Genomic DNA, 16,956 nt, shown 5'->3' with positions numbered 1-16,956 from the left:
GGGGCTTCGCTGGCATTCAGACCCCCCCCCTCACGTCATCGCCACATCCCCGCTCGCCCCGTGCGGCCGCACCCAGAAGGTGACCCGTCCCGGGCAGCCCATGCGCCGGCAGGTCGTGCTCCGTCCCCACAGGACGAAGCTCGTCCCGCGCTCGCGGGCGATGCGTTTCAGGTCGGCCCTGATGCGCAGCTCGCACAGCTCGCACTCGGTGTAGACCAGCCAGCGGTTGGCGAGGATGGCGCCGACCGTATGGCCCGCCTCCCGCCAGTCCGCCGCCGTGTAACGGTCGGGATTGCGTCGGGTCATCTTTGCATGGAGGGGGCGCTAACGCTCGCGACGCGGTCGCTCGCTGCTTGAGCGCAGGTAGTAAGAGGGGGCGCTGACGCTCGCCGCGCGGCGGCTCGCTGCTTGAGCGCGGAAGAGGGCGCCGGCGTCGGACGGGATTCAAGGCGGCTATCGGCCGGGGCGGGAAGCCTCGCCGCACAGCCAGCCCACTCGCCGGAGCTCGATCGACGCCGCCTGCTGCAGGATGGCGCCGGGGGAGAGGCGCTCGATCTCGGCCAGGAGGGTGCGGATGCCGGCGCGGCCGTCGGCGCTGGCCAGGTCGAGGCCCTCGACCACCGCCAGCAGGCGGGCGGCGGGGTCGGCGTCGCCGGGCTCGCGCGCGGCCGGGGGCGGGAACAGGGCGGGCTGCATGACGAAACTCCAGAACTGACCACCGACCCGGGGTTGAGTTAGCCGCGCCGCGGGCGCGGGAGCAAGAGGGATGTTCGCGGTTTGTTCGGGGTGTCCACAGGGGGAGAGGGGCGACAGGCAGCGGGCAGCAGGCAACAGGCAACAGGCAACGGGCAGCGGGCAGCGGGCAACAGGCAACAGGCAACAGGAGAAGGCGCTCGACGATCAGGCCGGGGTGGCGCCGGACTCGCTCGCCGCCGGCGCCGCCCCCGCCTGATCGTCGCCGGCGCGCCGATGGGCTTTTCGCGAGGCGACTTGTCCGCCGCAGGAGCGGAGCGGCGGCTCTCGCACAATGGACTTTACAATGCAAAGTGCTTGGTGCATGCTCGGGTTCAGATGGAAGGACGGCCGCCGCGGCCGCTCATGACAGGGACCAAGCCGATGATGACCGAGAAGATCGAAGACCCCGCCGCCGACATCGCCTGGATGCGCCGCCTCGCCGAGGAGGGGCGCGACGCGCCCCTGCTGAATGGCCCCGTCCTGGTCGCCGCCGCCGTCATCTTCGGAAGCGCGAACTTCATTCAGTGGGCGATCCAGACCGGCGCCCTCGTCGTCGATCCAATGGTCCAGCTGTGGGTCTGGCTCGGGTCGGGCGTGCTCTTCGCCATCGCCCTGACCCTTCTGATCCGGCGCGCCAGCCGCAAGGCGGGCTACGGGTCTCATGCCAACAAGGCCATCGGCATCGCGTGGTCGGCGCTCGGATTCGGCATCTTCGTGATGTGGCTGAGCCTGATGGCCGTGGGCTTTCGCACCGGCGACTGGACCATGATGTGGGCCATGCCCAGCGTCGTCGCCACCGCCTACGGCTCCGCCTGGATCGCCTCGGCGTCCGCTTCGGGCCGGCGCTGGATGACCGCGGTCGGCCTGCTGTCGTACGGAGGCGCAGTGCTGTTCGGCGCGCTGATCGGCGACCCCGCCATCTATCTCGCCTTCGCCGGCCTCATGGTGGCCACCGCGCTCCTGCCCGGCCTGGTGCTGATGCGCCAGGAACCCGCGGGAGAGGCCTGAGCCGTGGCCGACGATTTCGACATCGCGCGTCTCGACGAGGTCATCCACGGACGCGTCCGGCTCGGCATCATGGCCTTCCTCGCCGGGGCCAGTTCCGCGAACTTCAACGAGCTGAAGACAAAACTCCAGACCACCGACGGCAATCTGTCCGTGCACCTGAGGAAGCTCGAGGACGCCGGCTTCGTCTCCGTCGTCAAACGCTTCGAGGGCCGCAAGCCGCTGACCGAGGCCTCCATGACCCCGGCGGGACGCAAGGCCTTCCTCGCCTACCTCGACGCCATCCAGGGCCTCGTCGGCCAGGGCGGCGCCGGGACCTGACGGCGACGGTGGGAAGCGTCGCGGACGTGGGCTAGAGAGGCGGCATGACCGGCCGCATCCACCGCTTCGACGCCCTCGACAATTTCCGCGACTATGGCGACTACGCCTCGGCCGCCGGCCGCCGCATCGCCGGCGGCCGGCTGTTCCGTTCGGCCCACCACGCCCGGGCCAGCGAGGCGGATCTGGAGCGGCTGGCCGGGCTGGGCCTCGCCGCCGTGGTCGACCTGCGCCGTCCGGGCGAGCGCCGCGACCAGCCCTCGCGCCGGCCGCCGGGGTTCGCGGGCCTGGTCATCGAGAGCGACCACGACGACGGGCGCGAGGCGCCGCACATCACCTTCCTGAAGAGCGCCGACCTGACCGTGGACGCCGGGCGGCGGTTCATGACCGGGATCTACCGGGAGCTGCCGTTCGAGCCGGCCCACCTCGATCTGTTCGCCCGCTATTTCCGCGCCCTGGCCGAGGCTGAGGGGGCCGTGCTGATCCACTGCGCGGCGGGCAAGGACCGGACGGGGCTGCTGGCGGCCCTGACCCACCATGTGCTGGGCGTGCATCGCGACGACATGATCGAGGACTATCTGCTGACCAACGCCGCCGTCGATCTGGCGGGGCGGGCCCCGGCCATCGCGAGGCAGCTGGAGGCGATGACCGGCCGTGCGGCCTCGCACGACGCCGTGGTCGCCTTCCTGGGCGTCGAGCCGGTCTATCTGGAGACCGCGCTGGGCGAGATCGCCGCCCGGCACGGCACGGTGGACGGCTATCTCGAACAGGCGCTGGGCGTCGACGCGGCGCTGCGCGACCGCATCGGCGAGCGGCTGGCGGCGTGATCCGGCCCCTGCCGGCGACCGCGACCCGCGCCGGCCCATGGCGCGATCCCCTCGCCGTCGCCGCCGGCCTGAGGGACCGCGACGGGGCGCTGGCCCTGCTCTCGGACGGCGGGCCGCTGGGGCGCTGGTCATTCGTCGCCGCGGAACCGGACTGGACCGGCGGGGAGGGCGGCCTCGACCTGCTGCGCGACCAGGCCCTGTCGCGCGGCGTGGTCGGGCTGCAGGCCTATGACGCCGGGGCGCGTCCGGCGACGGGTCCGCGGGAACCGGTCTGGCCCGACCTGATGCTGGCCCGCTATCCGGCCATGCTCGCCTTCGACCACCGGGAGAGGACCGTGACCGCGGTCGGCCACGGCGCGGACGACGCCGCCGCCCGCCAGGCCGCCGACCGGGCCGGTGGCTGGCTGTCCCTGGCGGTCGACGTCCCGACCCCGGCGCCGCCCGCCCCGGCGCTGCGGGCCGAGGCGCCGCCCGAAGCCTATGTCGCGGCCGTCGCCGACGTGGTCGCGCGTATCGCCGCGGGCGAGCTGTTCCAGGCCAATATCGCCCGCGCCTGGTCGGGCGAACTGAACCCCGGGGCCGATCCGTTCGACGTCATGCTGCGGCTGGCGGACCGGGCGGCGGCCTATGGCGCCTTCTGGCGGCTGGGCGAGCGGGCGCTGGTGTCCAACTCGCCCGAACTGTTCCTGACCTTCGACCCCCGGAGCCGCCGCATCGAGACCCGGCCGATCAAGGGCACCCGTCCGCGCCACGCCGAGGCGGGACGAGACGCGGCCCTCGCCGCCGAGCTCCGCGCCAGCGCCAAGGACCGGGCGGAGAATCTGATGATCGTCGACCTGATGCGCAACGACCTGTCCCGAGTCGCAGAGCCCGGGACGGTGGCGGCCGAACGGCTGTTCGAGATCGAGAGCCACCCGACCGTGCACCACCTGGTATCGACCGTCACCGCGACGGCCCGGCCGGAGACCGGCGTCGCCGACCTGCTGGCCGCGACCTTCCCGCCGGGGTCGATCACGGGCGCGCCCAAGCACCAGGCCATGAAGGTGATCGCCGCCCATGAGCCGCCGCGCGGTCCGTGGTGCGGCAGCCTGTTCCACGTCGGAAGCGAGGGCGCCCTGACCGCTTCGGTGCTGATCCGCACGGCCTCGTTCGAACGGTCAGGGGGGCGGTGGGGCTTCCGCACCCTGGCCGGGGCGGGCATCGTCGCCGACAGCGACCCCGCCTCGGAACTGGCGGAGACCGAGGCCAAGATCCTCGCCCTGCGCGAGGCCCTGGCCGGGGCCTAGCAGGCCGCGCAGGCGGTCTTGTCGGAGGTCCGCGGCCGCAGATAGTAGGTGTGGGAGAACCGGGTCAGTCCCGGCATCAGATAGTCCGCGGCGGAGTCGTAGTCGTAGGTCACCTCGGCCACCACCACGCTCTCTCCGGCCGAGACGAGATCCGCCGGCAGGGTCATGGTCGAGCCGACGGCGCGCGCGGTCATGCCCTCGGCCCGGCTCCAGTCGACCGTCGGCACGCCGCCGACATTGGTCACGCTCGAGACCCGCTGATGCAGGGTCGTGGTCGGGAACGGCCTCATGATCAGGCCGCCGATGTCGAAGATGTCGTCGACCGCAGCCGGCGTCACCGTGTCTTCCTGGGCCACCAGGTCGGCGACCATGGCCGCCACATGGCTCATCCGCTTCTGGGCCATGAAGCCCTGACAGAATTCGGTCATGCCCATGTAGAAGGCGATCAGCACCGGTGCGAGCATGGCGAATTCGACGGCGGAGACGCCGCGCTGGTCGCCGGTGAGGCGCCGGATCAGACTGCGCTTCTTCATGGCGTCGCCGGGGGCGTCCCCCCTCCCGCCGGCTCGTTCCGGAACGCGGTGGTGGCGGTCAGCACGGCGGTGCGGTCGCCGATGCTCGACAGGCCTTGGGACAGGAAGCTGGTCACCAGCGGATGCTTGTACCAGACCCGCACCAGGATCAGGTTGCCGGGATTGCCGTTGTCGTAGGTCAGGCCGGCGGGATCGAAGCCTTCTCCGGCCAGTGGGTCGGGCGGATTGGTGTCGAACTGCGGGATGACCCGCACGTCGATGGTGGCGTTGGCTTCGCAGCCGCCCGAGAAGACGCTCATCCGGCTGCACAGATTGGTCTTGAACTGGGCGGCGGTCATGCCCTGGGCGCTGGCCTGGCCCGTGCGCACCAGCCGGCCCGTGGCGATGGTCGCGTTCTCGAGAATGGAGTCGAGCGTGAAGATCAGCGCCACTTCGAGAACGGCGAAGATCATCAGGAAGAAGGGCAGGGCCACGAAGGCGAACTCGACGGCCGCCGAACCGTCGCGGTTGCGCAGCAAGCCACCCCGCAAGCGGCGGCCTCCGAACGACCAGCGGCGTCGGCGGAAGATCATGATCGCCTATTCGGCGGCCGGGGCGGGGCCGCTGGTTCCCCGCACCGATGGCGAGCAGGAGGCGGCGCAGGCCATTTCGGTCGACTGCGCACCGCGCCAGACCCGGACACGACCGGCGCCGTCGCCGGCGGTGACGACGACCTGGCTCTGGAACACCGTGCGGCCGATCTGATCGACGGCGACCACCTCGGTCACGCCATAGCCCTTGCCCGTGATGTAGAGAGTGTTGGCGTCCACCACGGTGACGTCGGCGATCTCGGGGTTGCCGACGATGACCGAACCAGCCGGGCCGCTCAGCTGGACGCGCCGGGCCTGGTCGATCTCGACGCTGATGCGGCCCGACTGGGCGACGGCAAGCCCCGGGCCGGCCATGATGGCGGCGGCGCCGAGGGCGACAAGCAGGCGGTGGGGGCGGGTCATGGCGATGGTGTCCATAGAGCGAGCGCGCGCGGGAGCGTGACGGCGAACCTGCCCTCGAAACCTCAACAAAGTTTGAAACCCTTGCCGCAATACCGGCCCGGTCCAGTCACAGCGCCGGGAATCCGGGCCGTGAAACGGTCAAGCCGACAGATTTTACAGTAAATCTTCCGGTAACCACGCCCGGCGACCCGCCCTTAACCGATATGGGCGATAACGACGATGCGTTTTGGGGGTCAAGCGGGCTACCGGCTCCCCCCCGCATCAGTACGTAGCTCGCTTCCTCTTTCCAAGGGAACCATGACCATGAAGAAGTTCATTTCGAAGTTCATGTCCGATGAGTCGGGCGCCACGGCCATCGAATATGGCCTGATCGCCGCCCTCATCGCCGTCGTGATCATCGCGGCTGTCACCGCTCTGGGCACCAACATCTCGGCCGCCTTCACCGACGTGTCGACCGCCATCGCCGGCGCCTAAGACGGCGAAGTCCTGAAACCGGGCGAGGGCCGGAGCGGAAACGCTCCGGCCCTTTGCTTTTGACCGGCGCCTCTGCACGCCCGGCAACGCGGCCTTAAAGGGTCCGGCGCCAGACTGGGCGGATGGACGTCCTGCAACTGCCCTTCCTCGCCATCCTGCCCGCCCTGGCCATCCTCGCCGGGCTGAAGGATCTGACGTCGATGAAGATCCCGAACTGGATCTCCGGCCTGCTGATCCTCGGCTTCTTTCCCGCCGCCCTGCTGATGGGACTCCCCCCGACGGCTTTCGCGATCCACATCGGCGTGGCCGTCGCGGCCCTGCTTCTCGGAATGGGGCTGTTCGCCGTGCGCCTGCTCGGGGGCGGCGACGTCAAATTGATGGCCTCGGCGATCCTGTGGCTCGGCCCGGGCGGAGCCGGCCTGTTCCTGGTGTGGACGGCGGTGATCGGGGGGCTGTTCTGCGCGGCGCTGCTCCTCGCCCGCGCCTGGCTGCAGCCCTATGTCGCCAACGGCCCGGGCTGGGCCGCGCGGCTGATGGAGCCCAAGGGGGACATTCCGTACGGAGTGGCCATCGCCGCCGGGGTGCTGGCCGCCTATCCGGCCTCGCCCCTGATGGCGGCCTTCCTCGCCGGCCAGGGCTGATTTCCGGCTCTGTCAGCCGGGGCGACCCGGCCGCACTTAGGCCCACGTTAACCCGGGCCCGGCATGTTCGTTAACGGTAGGGGGCCGAAGGACCATTTCAGGGGTCCGGCCGGGCCTGCCGGAGACAGTCGATGAAGCCTGCCCGTATCATCGTGATCTGCGTCGCCGCCGTGGCCGCCATCGGGCTGGCCCTGGTCGTGCGCGCCATGGGATCGCCGTCGAAGGAGCCGACCGCCGTCGCCACCGCCGCGCCCGTCGAGGCGCGGCCGATGGCCAAGGTCCTGGTCGCCGCCAAGGACCTTCAGGCCGGCAAGCGGCTCGAAGAATCCGACATGGACTGGAAGGACTGGCCGCTCGACCAGGTCAACCCCGCCTTCATCACCGACGGTTCGGCGCCGATACCAGGCGCCGCAGGCGCCGCGCCCCAGGCGGCCGAGGCCAAGCCGGCCGGCGCCGTCGCCGCGGTGACCCGCGCCGCGACCGAGCTCGCCACCGGCGGAGCCAAGGCGGACTATGTCGGCTCGGTCGTGCGCGAACCCATCCTCGCCGGCGAGCCCATCGTGATGCGCAAGATCGTCCGCGCCGGAGACAGCGGCTACATGGCCGCCTATCTGGAGCCGGGCATGCGCGCCATGGCGATCCGCGTCACGGTCGAGACCGCCGCGGGCGGCTTCATCCTGCCGGGCGACCGGGTCGATGTGGTGCTGACCCGCGAAACCAATCTGGGCAACATCGGCGCCAGCGAAGCCGACCGCTCCAAATTCACCTCGGCCACGGTCATGCAGAACATCAAGGTTCTGGCCATCGACCAGTCGACCCGGGCGGGCGACGACGAGCAGACGGTGATCGGCGCGACGGCGACCCTGGAGGTCGGTCCGCGCGACGCCGAGGCCCTCGCCCTCGCCAAGTCCGAGGGTGAACTGAGCCTGATCCTGCGCTCCTACGCCGACACCGGCGGCCCGTCCGGCCGCGTCTCGGCCGGGCCGCGCCAGTCCTCCGCCGTGCGCGTCTATCGCGGCGGCGCGCCTGAAGTGGTGGTGGTCCAATGAAGCGTCCGCTGATGCGTCTCGCCGCCGTCGCCCTGGCCGGCCTGATGGCCGCCGCCGCCGCGCCCGCCTCGCCCGCCGAGGCCCAGACCCGCGCCGCCGTCTCCATGGGCGCGCAGTCGCAGCTGATCAGCCTGCCGCGCGGTTCGTCCATGGCCGTCGACCTGCCCGCGGACGCCCGCGACGTGATCGTGCCCAATCCCCTGGTCGCCGAGGCGATGCTGCATTCGCCGCGCCGCATCACCATCATCGGCCTGGCGCCGGGTGAGACCGACGCAGTCGTGCTGGACAACGCCGGCCGCACCATCCTGTCGCTGCGCATCCGCGTGGACGCCGGGGTCTCGGCGCTTCAGGACACGCTCGACCGGGTCATGCCCGGAGGCAATGTCCATGCCGAGGCGGTCAACGACAGCGTCATCCTGACCGGGACCGTCTTCAGCCCCGGCGAGGCCGACCGGGCCAGCCAGGTCGCGCGCGCCTTCGTCTCGGCGCCCGAAAAGGTCATCAACATGATGACCATCGAAGGTTCGGACCAGATCACCGTCCGCGCGCGCATCGTCGAGGTGCAGCGCACCGCCGTGAAACAGCTCGGCCTGGACGCGACCGCCGTGCTCGCCTCCGTGGGCGACGGCCTCACCCTGACCCAGGCCGCGACCTTCGCGGTGTCGGGCAACCAGCTGGGCGGCGGCATACTCAACTACCAGGACTCGGCCGGCGACGGCAGCAGCCTGAATACCTCGCTGCGCGCCTTCGAACGCGCCGGCCTGGTCCGCATCCTGGCCGAGCCGAACATCACCACCGCCAACGGCGAGAGCGCCGAATTCCTCGCGGGCGGCGAATTCCCCGTGCCCGTCGGCCAGGAAACCGACGGCGACAGCATCAAGGTGACCATCGAGTTCAAGCCTTACGGCGTGCGCCTCGCGGTCCGGCCGATCGTCCTGTCGCCCGGCCGGATCTCGCTGCAGCTGTCGACCGAGGTGTCGGAACTGACCTCGCTCGGCGCCTTCACCCTCGGCGGCGGAACGGGCGGGGGCACCGCCCTGGTGATCCCGGGCCTGAACGTCCGGCGCGCCTCCAACACCGTGGAACTGCCTTCAGGCGGCTCGCTGATGATCGCCGGCCTGCTGCGCGAGGACACCCGCCAGAACATCGACCAGCTGCCCGGCCTCGGCGACCTGCCGGTGCTGGGGGCCCTGTTCCGCTCGCGCGACTACCTGTCCGGCGAGACCGAACTGGTGATCATCGTCGAGGCCTACATCGTCTCGCCGACGTCGCCGGGGCGGATGCAGACGCCCGCCGACGGCCTGCGCATCGCCAACGACGCCCAGACCATCCTGTTCGGCCAGCTGAACCAGCACTATGGCCGCCCGAACGCCGCCGCCGACGCCGCCGACGCGGGTTGGACCGGCCCCGTCGGCTATGTGATCGAATGAGGCCTCCGATGAAGCGCGCCCTGCTCCTCGCCGCCGCCGCGGCCACCGTCCTGGCCGGCTGCGCCTCGACCGGCTCGCCGGCCGGCCAGCCCCTGACGCCGCTGTCGCGCTATTCGCTGCGGGTCGAGCCCGGCCTCGACCGGATCGCCCTGGCGGTGCACGAGGACGGACTGTCGTCGAACCAGCAGGCGGCCCTCAACGATCTGGCCGGCCGCTACATGGCCTCGGGCGTGGGCCAGGTCCGGATCGAGGGGCCGTCGGGCGAGGACCCGGCCGCCGCGCGCCAGACCTGGGCCGTCCGCTCGGCGCTGCAGGCGGCGGGACTGCCGGCCGACCGGATCGTCGTCGCCTCCTACGCCGCGCCCGACCCGCGGGCGCCGGTTCTCGCCGGGTTCGAAACTGTGCGGGCCGCGATCCCCAACTGCGCCGCCGAGCCGCGGGCGATGGAGGGGCGCTTCTCGAACGAGGCCTCGATCGGACTGGGTTGCGCCATAAACGCCAATCTCGCGGCCCAGATCGCCGACCCCCGCGACATCGTCGGCCACCGCCCGATCAGCCCGGCGGACTCGGGCCGGGCCGCCGTGGTGTTCGACAACTATCGCAAGGGCGAGGTCACCGCTGCGCCGCAGGAACAGCTGGTCGAGGGCCGTATCGCCCGGGCCGTGGAATAGTAGCGATGACCAACGCCTTCCCCAGACCGGTCGAGGATTTCGAGGACGAATTCGATCTCGACATGGGCTACGTCCCGGTTGGCCAGGCGGGACCGGCCGCGCGGCCTGACGTGGAGGCCGGCGGGCCCCCTGCGCCGGATCAGGGCGGCCTGGGCGGCCCCGAGGAGGCGGCCCGGCCGCCGCTGCAGTTCACGACCCCGGCCGTCGCGGCCGCTCCCCAGGACTACCCGGCCGCATCGCCCGCGAGCCAGATCCCGGCCGTGGCGGGCTTCAATCCCGTGGGCGACCTCGTCGCCGGCGCCTCGGCGGCCTTCTCGCCGCCGGTCATGGCCGCGGGCGGACCCGAGGTCTCGGTGCCGCGGATCGCCATCCACGTCTTCGCCGAACGCCAGGACACCCTCGCCGCCGCCGAACGCGCCGGACAGGATCGCCGGCTGTCGCGGGCGACGACCCAGATCCGGATCGGCGGGGTCGCCGCCGCGGTCGAGGCGTACCGCCACGAGCCGACGCCGCCGCTGATCATCGTCGAATGCCTGAAGGATCCCCAGACCCTGCTGTGGGAGGTCGACCAGCTCGCCGAGGTCTGCGACGCCGGCACCAAGGTGGTGGTCATCGGCGCGACCAACGACATCCTGCTGTTCCGCGAACTGATGCGGCGGGGCGTCAGCGAATACCTGGTGGCGCCGCTGCAGCCGCTGCAGCTGATCGCGGCCATCGGCGGCCTGTTCAACGATCCGGCCCAGCCGTTCGTCGGCCGGTCGATCGCCTTCGTCGGGGCCCGCGGCGGCGCCGGCTCCAGCTCGGTGGCGCACAACACCGCCTATGCGATGAGCGAGCGGATCGGCGCCAATACGGTGATCGTCGACTACGACCTGCCGTTCGGCACCGCCGGGCTCGACTTCAACCAGGACCCGCTGAACGGCGTCGCCGACGCCCTGAGCCAGCCCGACCGGCTCGACCCGGTCCTGCTGGACCGGATGATGGTCCGGTGCACCGACAAGCTGAGCCTGTTCGCCGCTCCCGCCACGCTGGACGCCGACTGGGACATCTCGGCCGAGGCCTTCGATGAGGTCACCACGCAGATCCGCTCGACCGCCCCCTTCGTCGTGCTGGACCTGCCGCACGTCTGGTCCGCCTGGATGCGCCGCACCCTGATCGCCGCCGACGAGGTGGTGGTGGTCGCGACGCCGGACCTGGCCAGCCTGCGCAACGCCAAGAACATGATCGACCTGATCCGTCAGGGCCGGCCCAACGACGCGCCGCCGCGGCTGGTGCTGAACCAGGTCGGCGTCCCCGGACGTCCGGAGATTCCGGCCAAGGAGTTCGGCGCGGCCCTCGGGGTCCATCCCAGCCTGTTGATACCGTTCGATCCGAAACTGTTCGGCGCGGCCGCCAACAACGGCCAGATGATCCTCGACGCAGGGGCCAAGTCGAAGGCGGCCGACGCGTTCCAGATGCTGGCCCAGATCGTCTCGCGCCGTGAACTGCCGATGCTTGCGGGGCCCGGAAGCAAGCCCGCCAAGGGCGGCAAGTCGCTGCTTTCCGGCCTGTTCAAGAAGAAGTCGTAACGCGTGTTCGGAAAGCGCACAGGCCAGCCCGGAGCCCCCGCTCCCGCTCCGCGTCCGGCGCCGGCGCCCGCGGCGCCGCCGCCCGTGCCCCAGCCTGAACCGGGCGTGCAGACCCAGGCCTTCGCGTTCGGCGGCGATGTCGCGGAACTGGAGCGGGAGGAGCGCCGCGCCGAGGCCTATACGGCCAAGCCGGCTTCCGAGGCCGCCGACCGGCTCGACGCCCTGGCCTCGCGGCCCAGGCCCGCCGCCGCCGCCGCGTCGCCGAAGAACGGCCCCGGCCCCAAGGCCACGCCCGGCTTCGAGCAGCTGAAGAAGGCCCAGGCCGTCGCCGAGATCGTCCGTGAGCAGTCGGACTATTACCACGCCACCAAGACGACGATCTTCAACGCCCTGATGAACACCATCGACCTGGCCCAGCTGGCCGGTCTGGATCCGAAGGCGGCGGCGGAGGAGATCCGCGACATCGTCGCCGAGCTGGTGGCGATCAAGAACGTCTCCATGTCGGTGGCCGAGCAGGAGCACCTGGTCCAGGACATCGTCAACGACGTCCTCGGCTACGGTCCGCTGGAGCCGCTGCTGAGCCGCGACGACATCGCGGACATCATGGTCAACGGCGCGGGGCGGGTGTTCATCGAGGTCGGCGGCAAGGTCCAGCTGACCAACGTCCGTTTCCGCGACAACACCCAGCTGATGAACATCTGCCAGCGGATCGTGTCGCAGGTCGGCCGCCGCGTCGACGAGAGTTCGCCGATCTGCGACGCCCGCCTGCCCGACGGCAGCCGCGTCAACGTCATCGCGCCGCCTCTGGCCATCGACGGCGCGACCCTGACGATCCGGAAGTTCAAGAAAGACAAGCTGACGATGAAGAACCTGGTGGAGTACAACTCCATCAGTCCGGAGGGCGCCCGCGTCCTCGGCGTCATCGGCGCCTCGCGCTGCAACCTGGTCATCTCGGGCGGCACGGGCTCCGGCAAGACCACGCTGCTGAACACCCTGACCGCCTTCATCGACCCCACCGAACGGGTCATCACCTGCGAGGATGCGGCCGAACTGCAGCTGCAGCAGCCGCACGTGGTGCGTCTGGAAACCCGCCCGCCCAACCTCGAGGGCCAGGGCCAGATCACCATGCGGGATCTGGTCAAGAACTGTCTGCGGATGCGTCCCGAGCGGATCATCGTCGGCGAGGTGCGCGGCCCCGAGGCCTTCGACCTGCTGCAGGCCATGAACACCGGTCACGACGGCTCGATGGGCACGCTGCACGCCAACTCGCCGCGCGAAGCCATCAGCCGGATGGAGTCGATGATCACCATGGGCGGCTACGGCCTGCCGTCCAAGACCATCCGCGAGATGATCGTCGGCTCCGTCGACGTCATCATCCAGGCCGCCCGCCTGCGCGACGGCTCCCGCCGCATCACCCACATCACCGAGGTGGTGGGCCTCGAGGGCGACGTCATCGTCACCCAGGACCTGTTCGTCTACGAGATCACGGGCGAGGACGAGAACGGCAAGATCATCGGCCGCCACCGCTCGACCGGCATCGCCCGTCCCCGTTTCTGGGACCGTGCCCGCTATTACGGGCTGGAGCGCGAACTGGCCGAAGCCCTCGACGCGGCGGAGTAGCCGGCGATGCTTCCCATTCTCGCGGCGGTTCTGGCCTTCATCACCATCGGCGGACTCGGCTGGGCCTTTGTCGGCGGGGGGGATTCCTCGGAGGCCGCGGTCAAGCGCGCCCAGAATTTCGGCGGGCCGAAGCAGAACATGGCGGCCGCCCGCAAGGCCGCCGCCGCCAATACGCCGGAAGCCCGCCGCAAGCAGATCATGCAGCAGCTCCAGGAATCGGAGCGCGCCCAGCGCAAGGCCCGCATCAGCCTCGCCGCCAAGCTGAAGCAGGCCGGCCTGGCGACCAGCGTGAAGACCTTCTGGATCATCAGCGCCGTGCTGGGGGTGATCGCCTTCTTGGCTCCGCTGGTGTTCGGCCTCAACATCCTGATCTGTCTCGGGGTGGCCCTGGTCTTCGGCCTCGGCCTGCCGCGCTGGGTGGTCGGCTTCATGGGCAACCGGCGCCGCAAGAAGTTCAGCAGCCACTTCGCCGACGCCGTCGACGTCATCGTCCGGGGCATCAAGTCCGGACTGCCGGTCCACGATTGCTTCAAGATCATCGCCCGCGAGAGCCCGGCGCCCCTCGGCGGGGAGTTCCAGACTCTGGTCGAGGGGCTGGGCGTCGGCCTGACCCTGCAGCAGGCGCTGGAAAAGATGTACGAGCGCATGCCGACGCCCGAGCTGAAGTTCTTCGCCATCGTGATCGGCATCCAGCAGAAGACCGGCGGCAACCTGGCGGAGGCGCTGGGCAACCTGTCGACCGTGCTGCGCGCCCGCAAGATGATGGGCGAGAAGATCAAGGCCCTGTCGTCCGAGGCGACCGCCTCGGCCGGCATCATCGGCGCCCTGCCCCCCGCCGTGATGATACTCGTGAGCATCACCACCCCGGCCTATATGGGCAAGCTGTTCACCGAGCCGCGCGGCCAGTTCATGCTGCTGATCGCGGTGATGATGATGGCCCTCGGCGTCTTCGTGATGAAGCGCATGATCTCGTTCAAGTTCTAGGAGGAGGTCATGGACGTCGTCGGCTTCTTCACCAATGTGCAGAACCTCCTCAGCATCGGCGTCGGCCTGCTGGTGTTCGCGACCATGGTCACGCTGCTGGGGTCGCTGGGCGGCGAGGCGAAACTGGAAGGCCGGATGAAGGCCGTGGCCGTGCGCCGCGAGGAGCTGAAGCGGCGGTCCCGGCAGGCCATCGCCGCCGGGAACGCCGGCCCCCAGGGGCTGCGCCACAGCGACGAGGGCTTCAAGAAGCGCGTCGTCGAACGGCTGAACCTGACCAAGCTTCTCGAGGACCCGAAGGTCGCCGACAAGATGGCCCAGGCCGGTTACCGCGGGCCGAAGCCGCTGACGACCTTCTACTTCTTCCGCTTCTCCATGCCGTTCGTGATGCTGGTGCTGGCGGCCTTCTACGTCTTCGTGCTGAACGACTTCGGCCTGACGGTCATGCTGCGGCTGACCATCTGCATGTTCGCGGCGGTGATCGGCTTCTATGCGCCGAACATCTTCCTCTCGAACCGCATCGCCAAACGGCGCACCTCGATCATGCAGGCCTTTCCCGATGCACTCGACCTGCTGCTGATCTGCGTCGAGGCCGGCATGTCGATCGAGGCGGCGATCCAGAAGGTCAGCCAGGAGATCGGCAGTTCGTCGATCGACCTGGCCGAGGAGATGACGCTGCTTTCGGCCGAGCTGAGCTATCTGCCCGACCGGCGCATGGCCTATGAGGGCCTGGCCAAGCGGACCAACCATCCGGGCGTCAAGTCGGTCGCCACGGCGATGACCCAGGCCGAGACCTATGGCACGCCGCTGGGATCGGCGCTGCGGACCATGGCCAAGGAGAACCGCGAGATGCGCCTTTCGGCGGCCGAGAAGAAGGCCGCGGCCCTGCCGGCCAAGCTGACCGTGCCGATGATCCTGTTCTTCCTGCCGGTGCTGTTCATCGTCATCCTGACCCCGGCGGTGATCAGCATCCAGGACACGATGGCCAAAGGCGGCTGACCGCGGGCGGCCAGGGGTGGCCGTTCAGGCTTCGGCCGTCGTCTTCATCCCCTCGGCGATGGCGTCCACCGCGGTGCGCAGTTTCGGACGGTGGCGGTCGAAATGCATCTCGCCGCGCAGGCCGGAGAAGATGAAGCCGTTGGCGAAGATGCAGCTGCCGGGCCCCAGCTCCTCGATCTCGAAATAGCGCATGGCGCCGAACCACAGGCCGCGCTTCTCCAGCCAGACCAGTTGGGTGAGGGGCTGCCATTCCGCGACGCGGACGCCGGCGCGGCGCCCGGGCAGACCGGGGACGGCCTCGGTCAGGGCGATCGAGCCGCCATAGGCGATGGTCCCCTCGACGCCGGTCTCGACCGGGTTCCAGCGATCCCAGCCGGGCAGGTCGGCGATCAGTTCCCAGATGCGGTCGGACGACGCGCGGACGCCGATGCGTCGTTCAATACGGGCGGTTTCCATGGCCGACGATCTGACATGCCTTTCAGGCGCTGAAAAGACGGCAGGCTAGCGGCCGCCCTCCGGGCCGGGCTGGGACGCCGGCGGCGTCTCGGGCGAGGGTGTTTCGTCCCGGTCCGGCAGGTCGGGCGGGCCCAGCCGCAGGCGCGAGCTGGCGAAGCACAGGCCGGTGGCGACGGCCAGCAGAGCGATATTGGCCACGAACGGAGCGGGCTCGGCCAGTTCGTAGAGCGCCACGCCGATCACCGGCGGGCCGAGGAAGCTGAGTCCCGCGAGCGACATCATCAGGCCGGCCACGGCGCCCTGCTCATGCCGGTCGACCGACAGGGAGGAGCCGGCGGTGAAGCCCGGGCGGGCGAAGCCGACGCCCAGCGAGATCACCGCATAGCCGATCACCACGCCGTAATAGCCCGGCGCGGCGATGGTCATCACATTGCCGAGCAGCGCCAGGCCCGCGCCCCAGCGCATGAGGTCGGCCGACTGCAGCTTGAGCAGGGGGATCAGGCCCCACTGGGCCATCAGGGTGGCGGCGGCGCCGGCCAGCATGGCGATGCCGATGAAGGGCTGGGCGTCGCGCACCGAGGTTCCGGTGATCGCCATCTCGTCGATGATGTGGAAGCCCAGCACCGAGATGTTGACCGCCTGGGAGCCGGTGACCAGCAGGCCGTAGAGCAGGTAGTCGCGGACGCGCGGATCCTTCCACAGCCCCTTGCCGGCGTCCTCCCTGTGGCGGCCCGGCGCCGGCTGGCGCACCACGTCGCCGCTGGGCAGGCGGCGCCAGACGATCCAGAGCACGACGGCGCCGAACAGGGCGAAGGCGTACATCGGGCCGGCCAGGCCGACGATGGGCAGAATGAAGAAGGGCGCCAGCGCCGGGCCTATGACGGTGCCCAGACCCTGGGCCGAGGCCAGCAGCGACATCGACTGGGTGCGCTGCTCGGGCGTCGTGCGGTCGGCGACATAGGCCTGGGCGGCGATCGGGGAGGCCGAGCCGAACACGCCGTAGATGGTTCGGGCGACCGCCATCAGGACGAAGGCGAGGATCGGCGCCAGCCACAGCTGGAGCCCCGCCGTGGTGGCGAGGCCGAAGCCGCCGATGGAGACGACGAAGCCGGAGAGACCGATCATGATCACCCGCTTGCGCCCCAGCCGGTCGGACAGACGCGCCCAGTAGGGGGAGGTCAGGGTCCACATCAGGGCCGAGATGGCGAAGGCGGCGGAGACGAGGGTGTCGCGGATGCCAAACTCGCGGCCGATCGCCGGCAGCACCGACTGCAGCGCCATATTGCCGGCGGCGGCGATCAGGCTGACCGCGAACAGGATGGCGAAGGCGGGCGAGCGGAGGTTCACGGCGAGACCCTATGCGGCGGTGAA

20 protein-coding genes are annotated in these 16,956 nt (G+C 70.4%); 13 read left to right on the top strand and 7 right to left on the bottom strand.

Annotated features, from left to right (window positions below; translation table 11 throughout):
* Window positions 1-30: 30 nt before the first annotated feature.
* Together VEA62_RS12845 and VEA62_RS12840 are read right to left on the bottom strand one after the other, a co-directional pair.
* A complete protein-coding gene (locus tag VEA62_RS12845; protein ID WP_324822389.1) occupies window positions 31-306 on the bottom strand; it encodes a hypothetical protein in 276 nt (91 codons plus the stop codon).
* A gap of 147 nt (window positions 307-453) precedes the next feature.
* Window positions 454-696, bottom strand: coding sequence for a hypothetical protein (locus VEA62_RS12840; RefSeq protein WP_324822386.1), 243 nt, complete (start codon window positions 694-696; stop codon window positions 454-456).
* A gap of 423 nt (window positions 697-1,119) precedes the next feature.
* On the opposite strand from VEA62_RS12840, the gene VEA62_RS12835 reads away from it, so the two are divergent.
* From VEA62_RS12835 to VEA62_RS12820, 4 genes are read left to right on the top strand one after another with little or no spacing between them, the layout of a single operon-like run.
* The gene (locus tag VEA62_RS12835) at window positions 1,120-1,743 is read left to right on the top strand and encodes a hypothetical protein (protein WP_324822383.1); all 624 of its coding nucleotides are present in this window, start codon (window positions 1,120-1,122) and stop codon (window positions 1,741-1,743) included.
* A gap of 3 nt (window positions 1,744-1,746) precedes the next feature.
* The gene (locus tag VEA62_RS12830) at window positions 1,747-2,061 is read left to right on the top strand and encodes a transcriptional regulator (RefSeq protein WP_324822380.1); all 315 of its coding nucleotides are present in this window, start codon (window positions 1,747-1,749) and stop codon (window positions 2,059-2,061) included.
* A 44-nt stretch (window positions 2,062-2,105) separates the two neighbouring features.
* Window positions 2,106-2,885: a tyrosine-protein phosphatase gene (locus tag VEA62_RS12825; RefSeq protein ID WP_324822377.1), complete on the top strand. Its 780-nt coding sequence runs from the start codon at window positions 2,106-2,108 to the stop codon at window positions 2,883-2,885.
* The gene (locus VEA62_RS12820) at window positions 2,882-4,171 is read left to right on the top strand and encodes an anthranilate synthase component I family protein (RefSeq protein ID WP_324822374.1); all 1,290 of its coding nucleotides are present in this window, start codon (window positions 2,882-2,884) and stop codon (window positions 4,169-4,171) included. The genes VEA62_RS12825 and VEA62_RS12820 overlap by 4 nt, the downstream gene beginning before the upstream one ends.
* Here VEA62_RS12820 and VEA62_RS12815 read toward each other — a convergent pair.
* The 3 genes from VEA62_RS12815 to VEA62_RS12805 are packed head-to-tail and all read right to left on the bottom strand — an operon-like array spanning window position 4,168 to window position 5,696.
* Window positions 4,168-4,704, bottom strand: coding sequence for a TadE/TadG family type IV pilus assembly protein (locus tag VEA62_RS12815; protein ID WP_324822371.1), 537 nt, complete (start codon window positions 4,702-4,704; stop codon window positions 4,168-4,170). The two genes, VEA62_RS12820 and VEA62_RS12815, sit on opposite strands and share 4 nt — an antisense overlap.
* The gene (locus VEA62_RS12810) at window positions 4,701-5,276 is read right to left on the bottom strand and encodes a TadE/TadG family type IV pilus assembly protein (RefSeq protein WP_324822368.1); all 576 of its coding nucleotides are present in this window, start codon (window positions 5,274-5,276) and stop codon (window positions 4,701-4,703) included. The genes VEA62_RS12815 and VEA62_RS12810 overlap by 4 nt, the downstream gene beginning before the upstream one ends.
* A gap of 6 nt (window positions 5,277-5,282) precedes the next feature.
* On the bottom strand, window positions 5,283-5,696 hold the full coding sequence (locus VEA62_RS12805) for a pilus assembly protein N-terminal domain-containing protein (RefSeq protein WP_324822364.1): 414 nt from the start codon (window positions 5,694-5,696) through the stop codon (window positions 5,283-5,285).
* Between the two features lie 303 nt (window positions 5,697-5,999).
* Here VEA62_RS12805 and VEA62_RS12800 point away from each other — a divergent pair, with 303 nt between their 5' ends.
* From VEA62_RS12800 to VEA62_RS12760, 9 genes are all read left to right on the top strand, one after another.
* Window positions 6,000-6,170 (top strand): Flp family type IVb pilin, encoded by a 171-nt coding sequence (locus VEA62_RS12800; RefSeq protein ID WP_324822361.1) that lies wholly within the window; start codon window positions 6,000-6,002, stop codon window positions 6,168-6,170.
* A gap of 122 nt (window positions 6,171-6,292) precedes the next feature.
* Entirely contained in the window at window positions 6,293-6,811 is a 519-nt protein-coding gene (locus VEA62_RS12795; protein ID WP_324822358.1) for an A24 family peptidase, read from the top strand.
* Between the two features lie 131 nt (window positions 6,812-6,942).
* The gene (gene cpaB, locus VEA62_RS12790) at window positions 6,943-7,860 is read left to right on the top strand and encodes a Flp pilus assembly protein CpaB (protein ID WP_324822355.1); all 918 of its coding nucleotides are present in this window, start codon (window positions 6,943-6,945) and stop codon (window positions 7,858-7,860) included.
* Entirely contained in the window at window positions 7,857-9,290 is a 1,434-nt protein-coding gene (locus VEA62_RS12785; protein ID WP_324822352.1) for a type II and III secretion system protein family protein, read from the top strand. Before cpaB ends, VEA62_RS12785 begins: the two co-directional genes overlap by 4 nt.
* 8 nt (window positions 9,291-9,298) lie before the next feature.
* Complete coding sequence (locus VEA62_RS12780; RefSeq protein WP_324822349.1) at window positions 9,299-9,961, top strand: CpaD family pilus assembly protein; 663 nt, start codon at window positions 9,299-9,301, stop codon at window positions 9,959-9,961.
* A 5-nt stretch (window positions 9,962-9,966) separates the two neighbouring features.
* Complete coding sequence (locus VEA62_RS12775; protein WP_324822345.1) at window positions 9,967-11,529, top strand: AAA family ATPase; 1,563 nt, start codon at window positions 9,967-9,969, stop codon at window positions 11,527-11,529.
* A 3-nt stretch (window positions 11,530-11,532) separates the two neighbouring features.
* Window positions 11,533-13,149: a CpaF family protein gene (locus VEA62_RS12770; protein WP_324822341.1), complete on the top strand. Its 1,617-nt coding sequence runs from the start codon at window positions 11,533-11,535 to the stop codon at window positions 13,147-13,149.
* 6 nt (window positions 13,150-13,155) lie between these two features.
* Complete coding sequence (locus tag VEA62_RS12765; protein WP_324822338.1) at window positions 13,156-14,133, top strand: type II secretion system F family protein; 978 nt, start codon at window positions 13,156-13,158, stop codon at window positions 14,131-14,133.
* A gap of 9 nt (window positions 14,134-14,142) precedes the next feature.
* Window positions 14,143-15,129 (top strand): type II secretion system F family protein, encoded by a 987-nt coding sequence (locus VEA62_RS12760; RefSeq protein ID WP_324822336.1) that lies wholly within the window; start codon window positions 14,143-14,145, stop codon window positions 15,127-15,129.
* Between the two features lie 24 nt (window positions 15,130-15,153).
* On the opposite strand, the gene VEA62_RS12755 is transcribed toward VEA62_RS12760, so the two are convergent.
* Entirely contained in the window at window positions 15,154-15,585 is a 432-nt protein-coding gene (locus tag VEA62_RS12755) for an SRPBCC domain-containing protein (protein WP_324822333.1), read from the bottom strand.
* Between the two features lie 45 nt (window positions 15,586-15,630).
* Entirely contained in the window at window positions 15,631-16,932 is a 1,302-nt protein-coding gene (locus VEA62_RS12750) for an MFS transporter (RefSeq protein WP_324822330.1), read from the bottom strand.
* Between the last annotated feature and the right edge of the window lie 24 nt (window positions 16,933-16,956).

The sequence above is a fragment of the Brevundimonas sp. genome, assembly GCF_035627475.1.
GTDB lineage: Bacteria > Pseudomonadota > Alphaproteobacteria > Caulobacterales > Caulobacteraceae > Brevundimonas.
Note: the sequence above shows the minus strand (reverse complement) of the source record. Positions and strands in the feature narration are given on the sequence as shown.

Excerpts from the sequence above, each read along its gene's own strand:
- VEA62_RS12800 (WP_324822361.1), top strand. The coding sequence starts at position 6,000 with ATGAAGAAGTTCATTTCGAAGTTCATGTCCGATGAGTCGGGCGCCACG.
- cpaB (WP_324822355.1), top strand. The coding sequence starts at position 6,943 with ATGAAGCCTGCCCGTATCATCGTGATCTGCGTCGCCGCCGTGGCCGCC.
- VEA62_RS12765 (WP_324822338.1), top strand. The coding sequence starts at position 13,156 with ATGCTTCCCATTCTCGCGGCGGTTCTGGCCTTCATCACCATCGGCGGA.
- VEA62_RS12840 (WP_324822386.1), bottom strand. The coding sequence starts at position 696 with ATGCAGCCCGCCCTGTTCCCGCCCCCGGCCGCGCGCGAGCCCGGCGAC.
- VEA62_RS12760 (WP_324822336.1), top strand. The coding sequence starts at position 14,143 with ATGGACGTCGTCGGCTTCTTCACCAATGTGCAGAACCTCCTCAGCATC.
- VEA62_RS12755 (WP_324822333.1), bottom strand. The coding sequence starts at position 15,585 with ATGGAAACCGCCCGTATTGAACGACGCATCGGCGTCCGCGCGTCGTCC.
- VEA62_RS12775 (WP_324822345.1), top strand. The coding sequence starts at position 9,967 with ATGACCAACGCCTTCCCCAGACCGGTCGAGGATTTCGAGGACGAATTC.
- VEA62_RS12815 (WP_324822371.1), bottom strand. The coding sequence starts at position 4,704 with ATGAAGAAGCGCAGTCTGATCCGGCGCCTCACCGGCGACCAGCGCGGC.
- VEA62_RS12805 (WP_324822364.1), bottom strand. The coding sequence starts at position 5,696 with ATGACCCGCCCCCACCGCCTGCTTGTCGCCCTCGGCGCCGCCGCCATC.
- VEA62_RS12835 (WP_324822383.1), top strand. The coding sequence starts at position 1,120 with ATGACCGAGAAGATCGAAGACCCCGCCGCCGACATCGCCTGGATGCGC.
- VEA62_RS12845 (WP_324822389.1), bottom strand. The coding sequence starts at position 306 with ATGACCCGACGCAATCCCGACCGTTACACGGCGGCGGACTGGCGGGAG.
- VEA62_RS12825 (WP_324822377.1), top strand. The coding sequence starts at position 2,106 with ATGACCGGCCGCATCCACCGCTTCGACGCCCTCGACAATTTCCGCGAC.
- VEA62_RS12810 (WP_324822368.1), bottom strand. The coding sequence starts at position 5,276 with ATGATCTTCCGCCGACGCCGCTGGTCGTTCGGAGGCCGCCGCTTGCGG.
- VEA62_RS12785 (WP_324822352.1), top strand. The coding sequence starts at position 7,857 with ATGAAGCGTCCGCTGATGCGTCTCGCCGCCGTCGCCCTGGCCGGCCTG.
- VEA62_RS12780 (WP_324822349.1), top strand. The coding sequence starts at position 9,299 with ATGAAGCGCGCCCTGCTCCTCGCCGCCGCCGCGGCCACCGTCCTGGCC.
- VEA62_RS12795 (WP_324822358.1), top strand. The coding sequence starts at position 6,293 with ATGGACGTCCTGCAACTGCCCTTCCTCGCCATCCTGCCCGCCCTGGCC.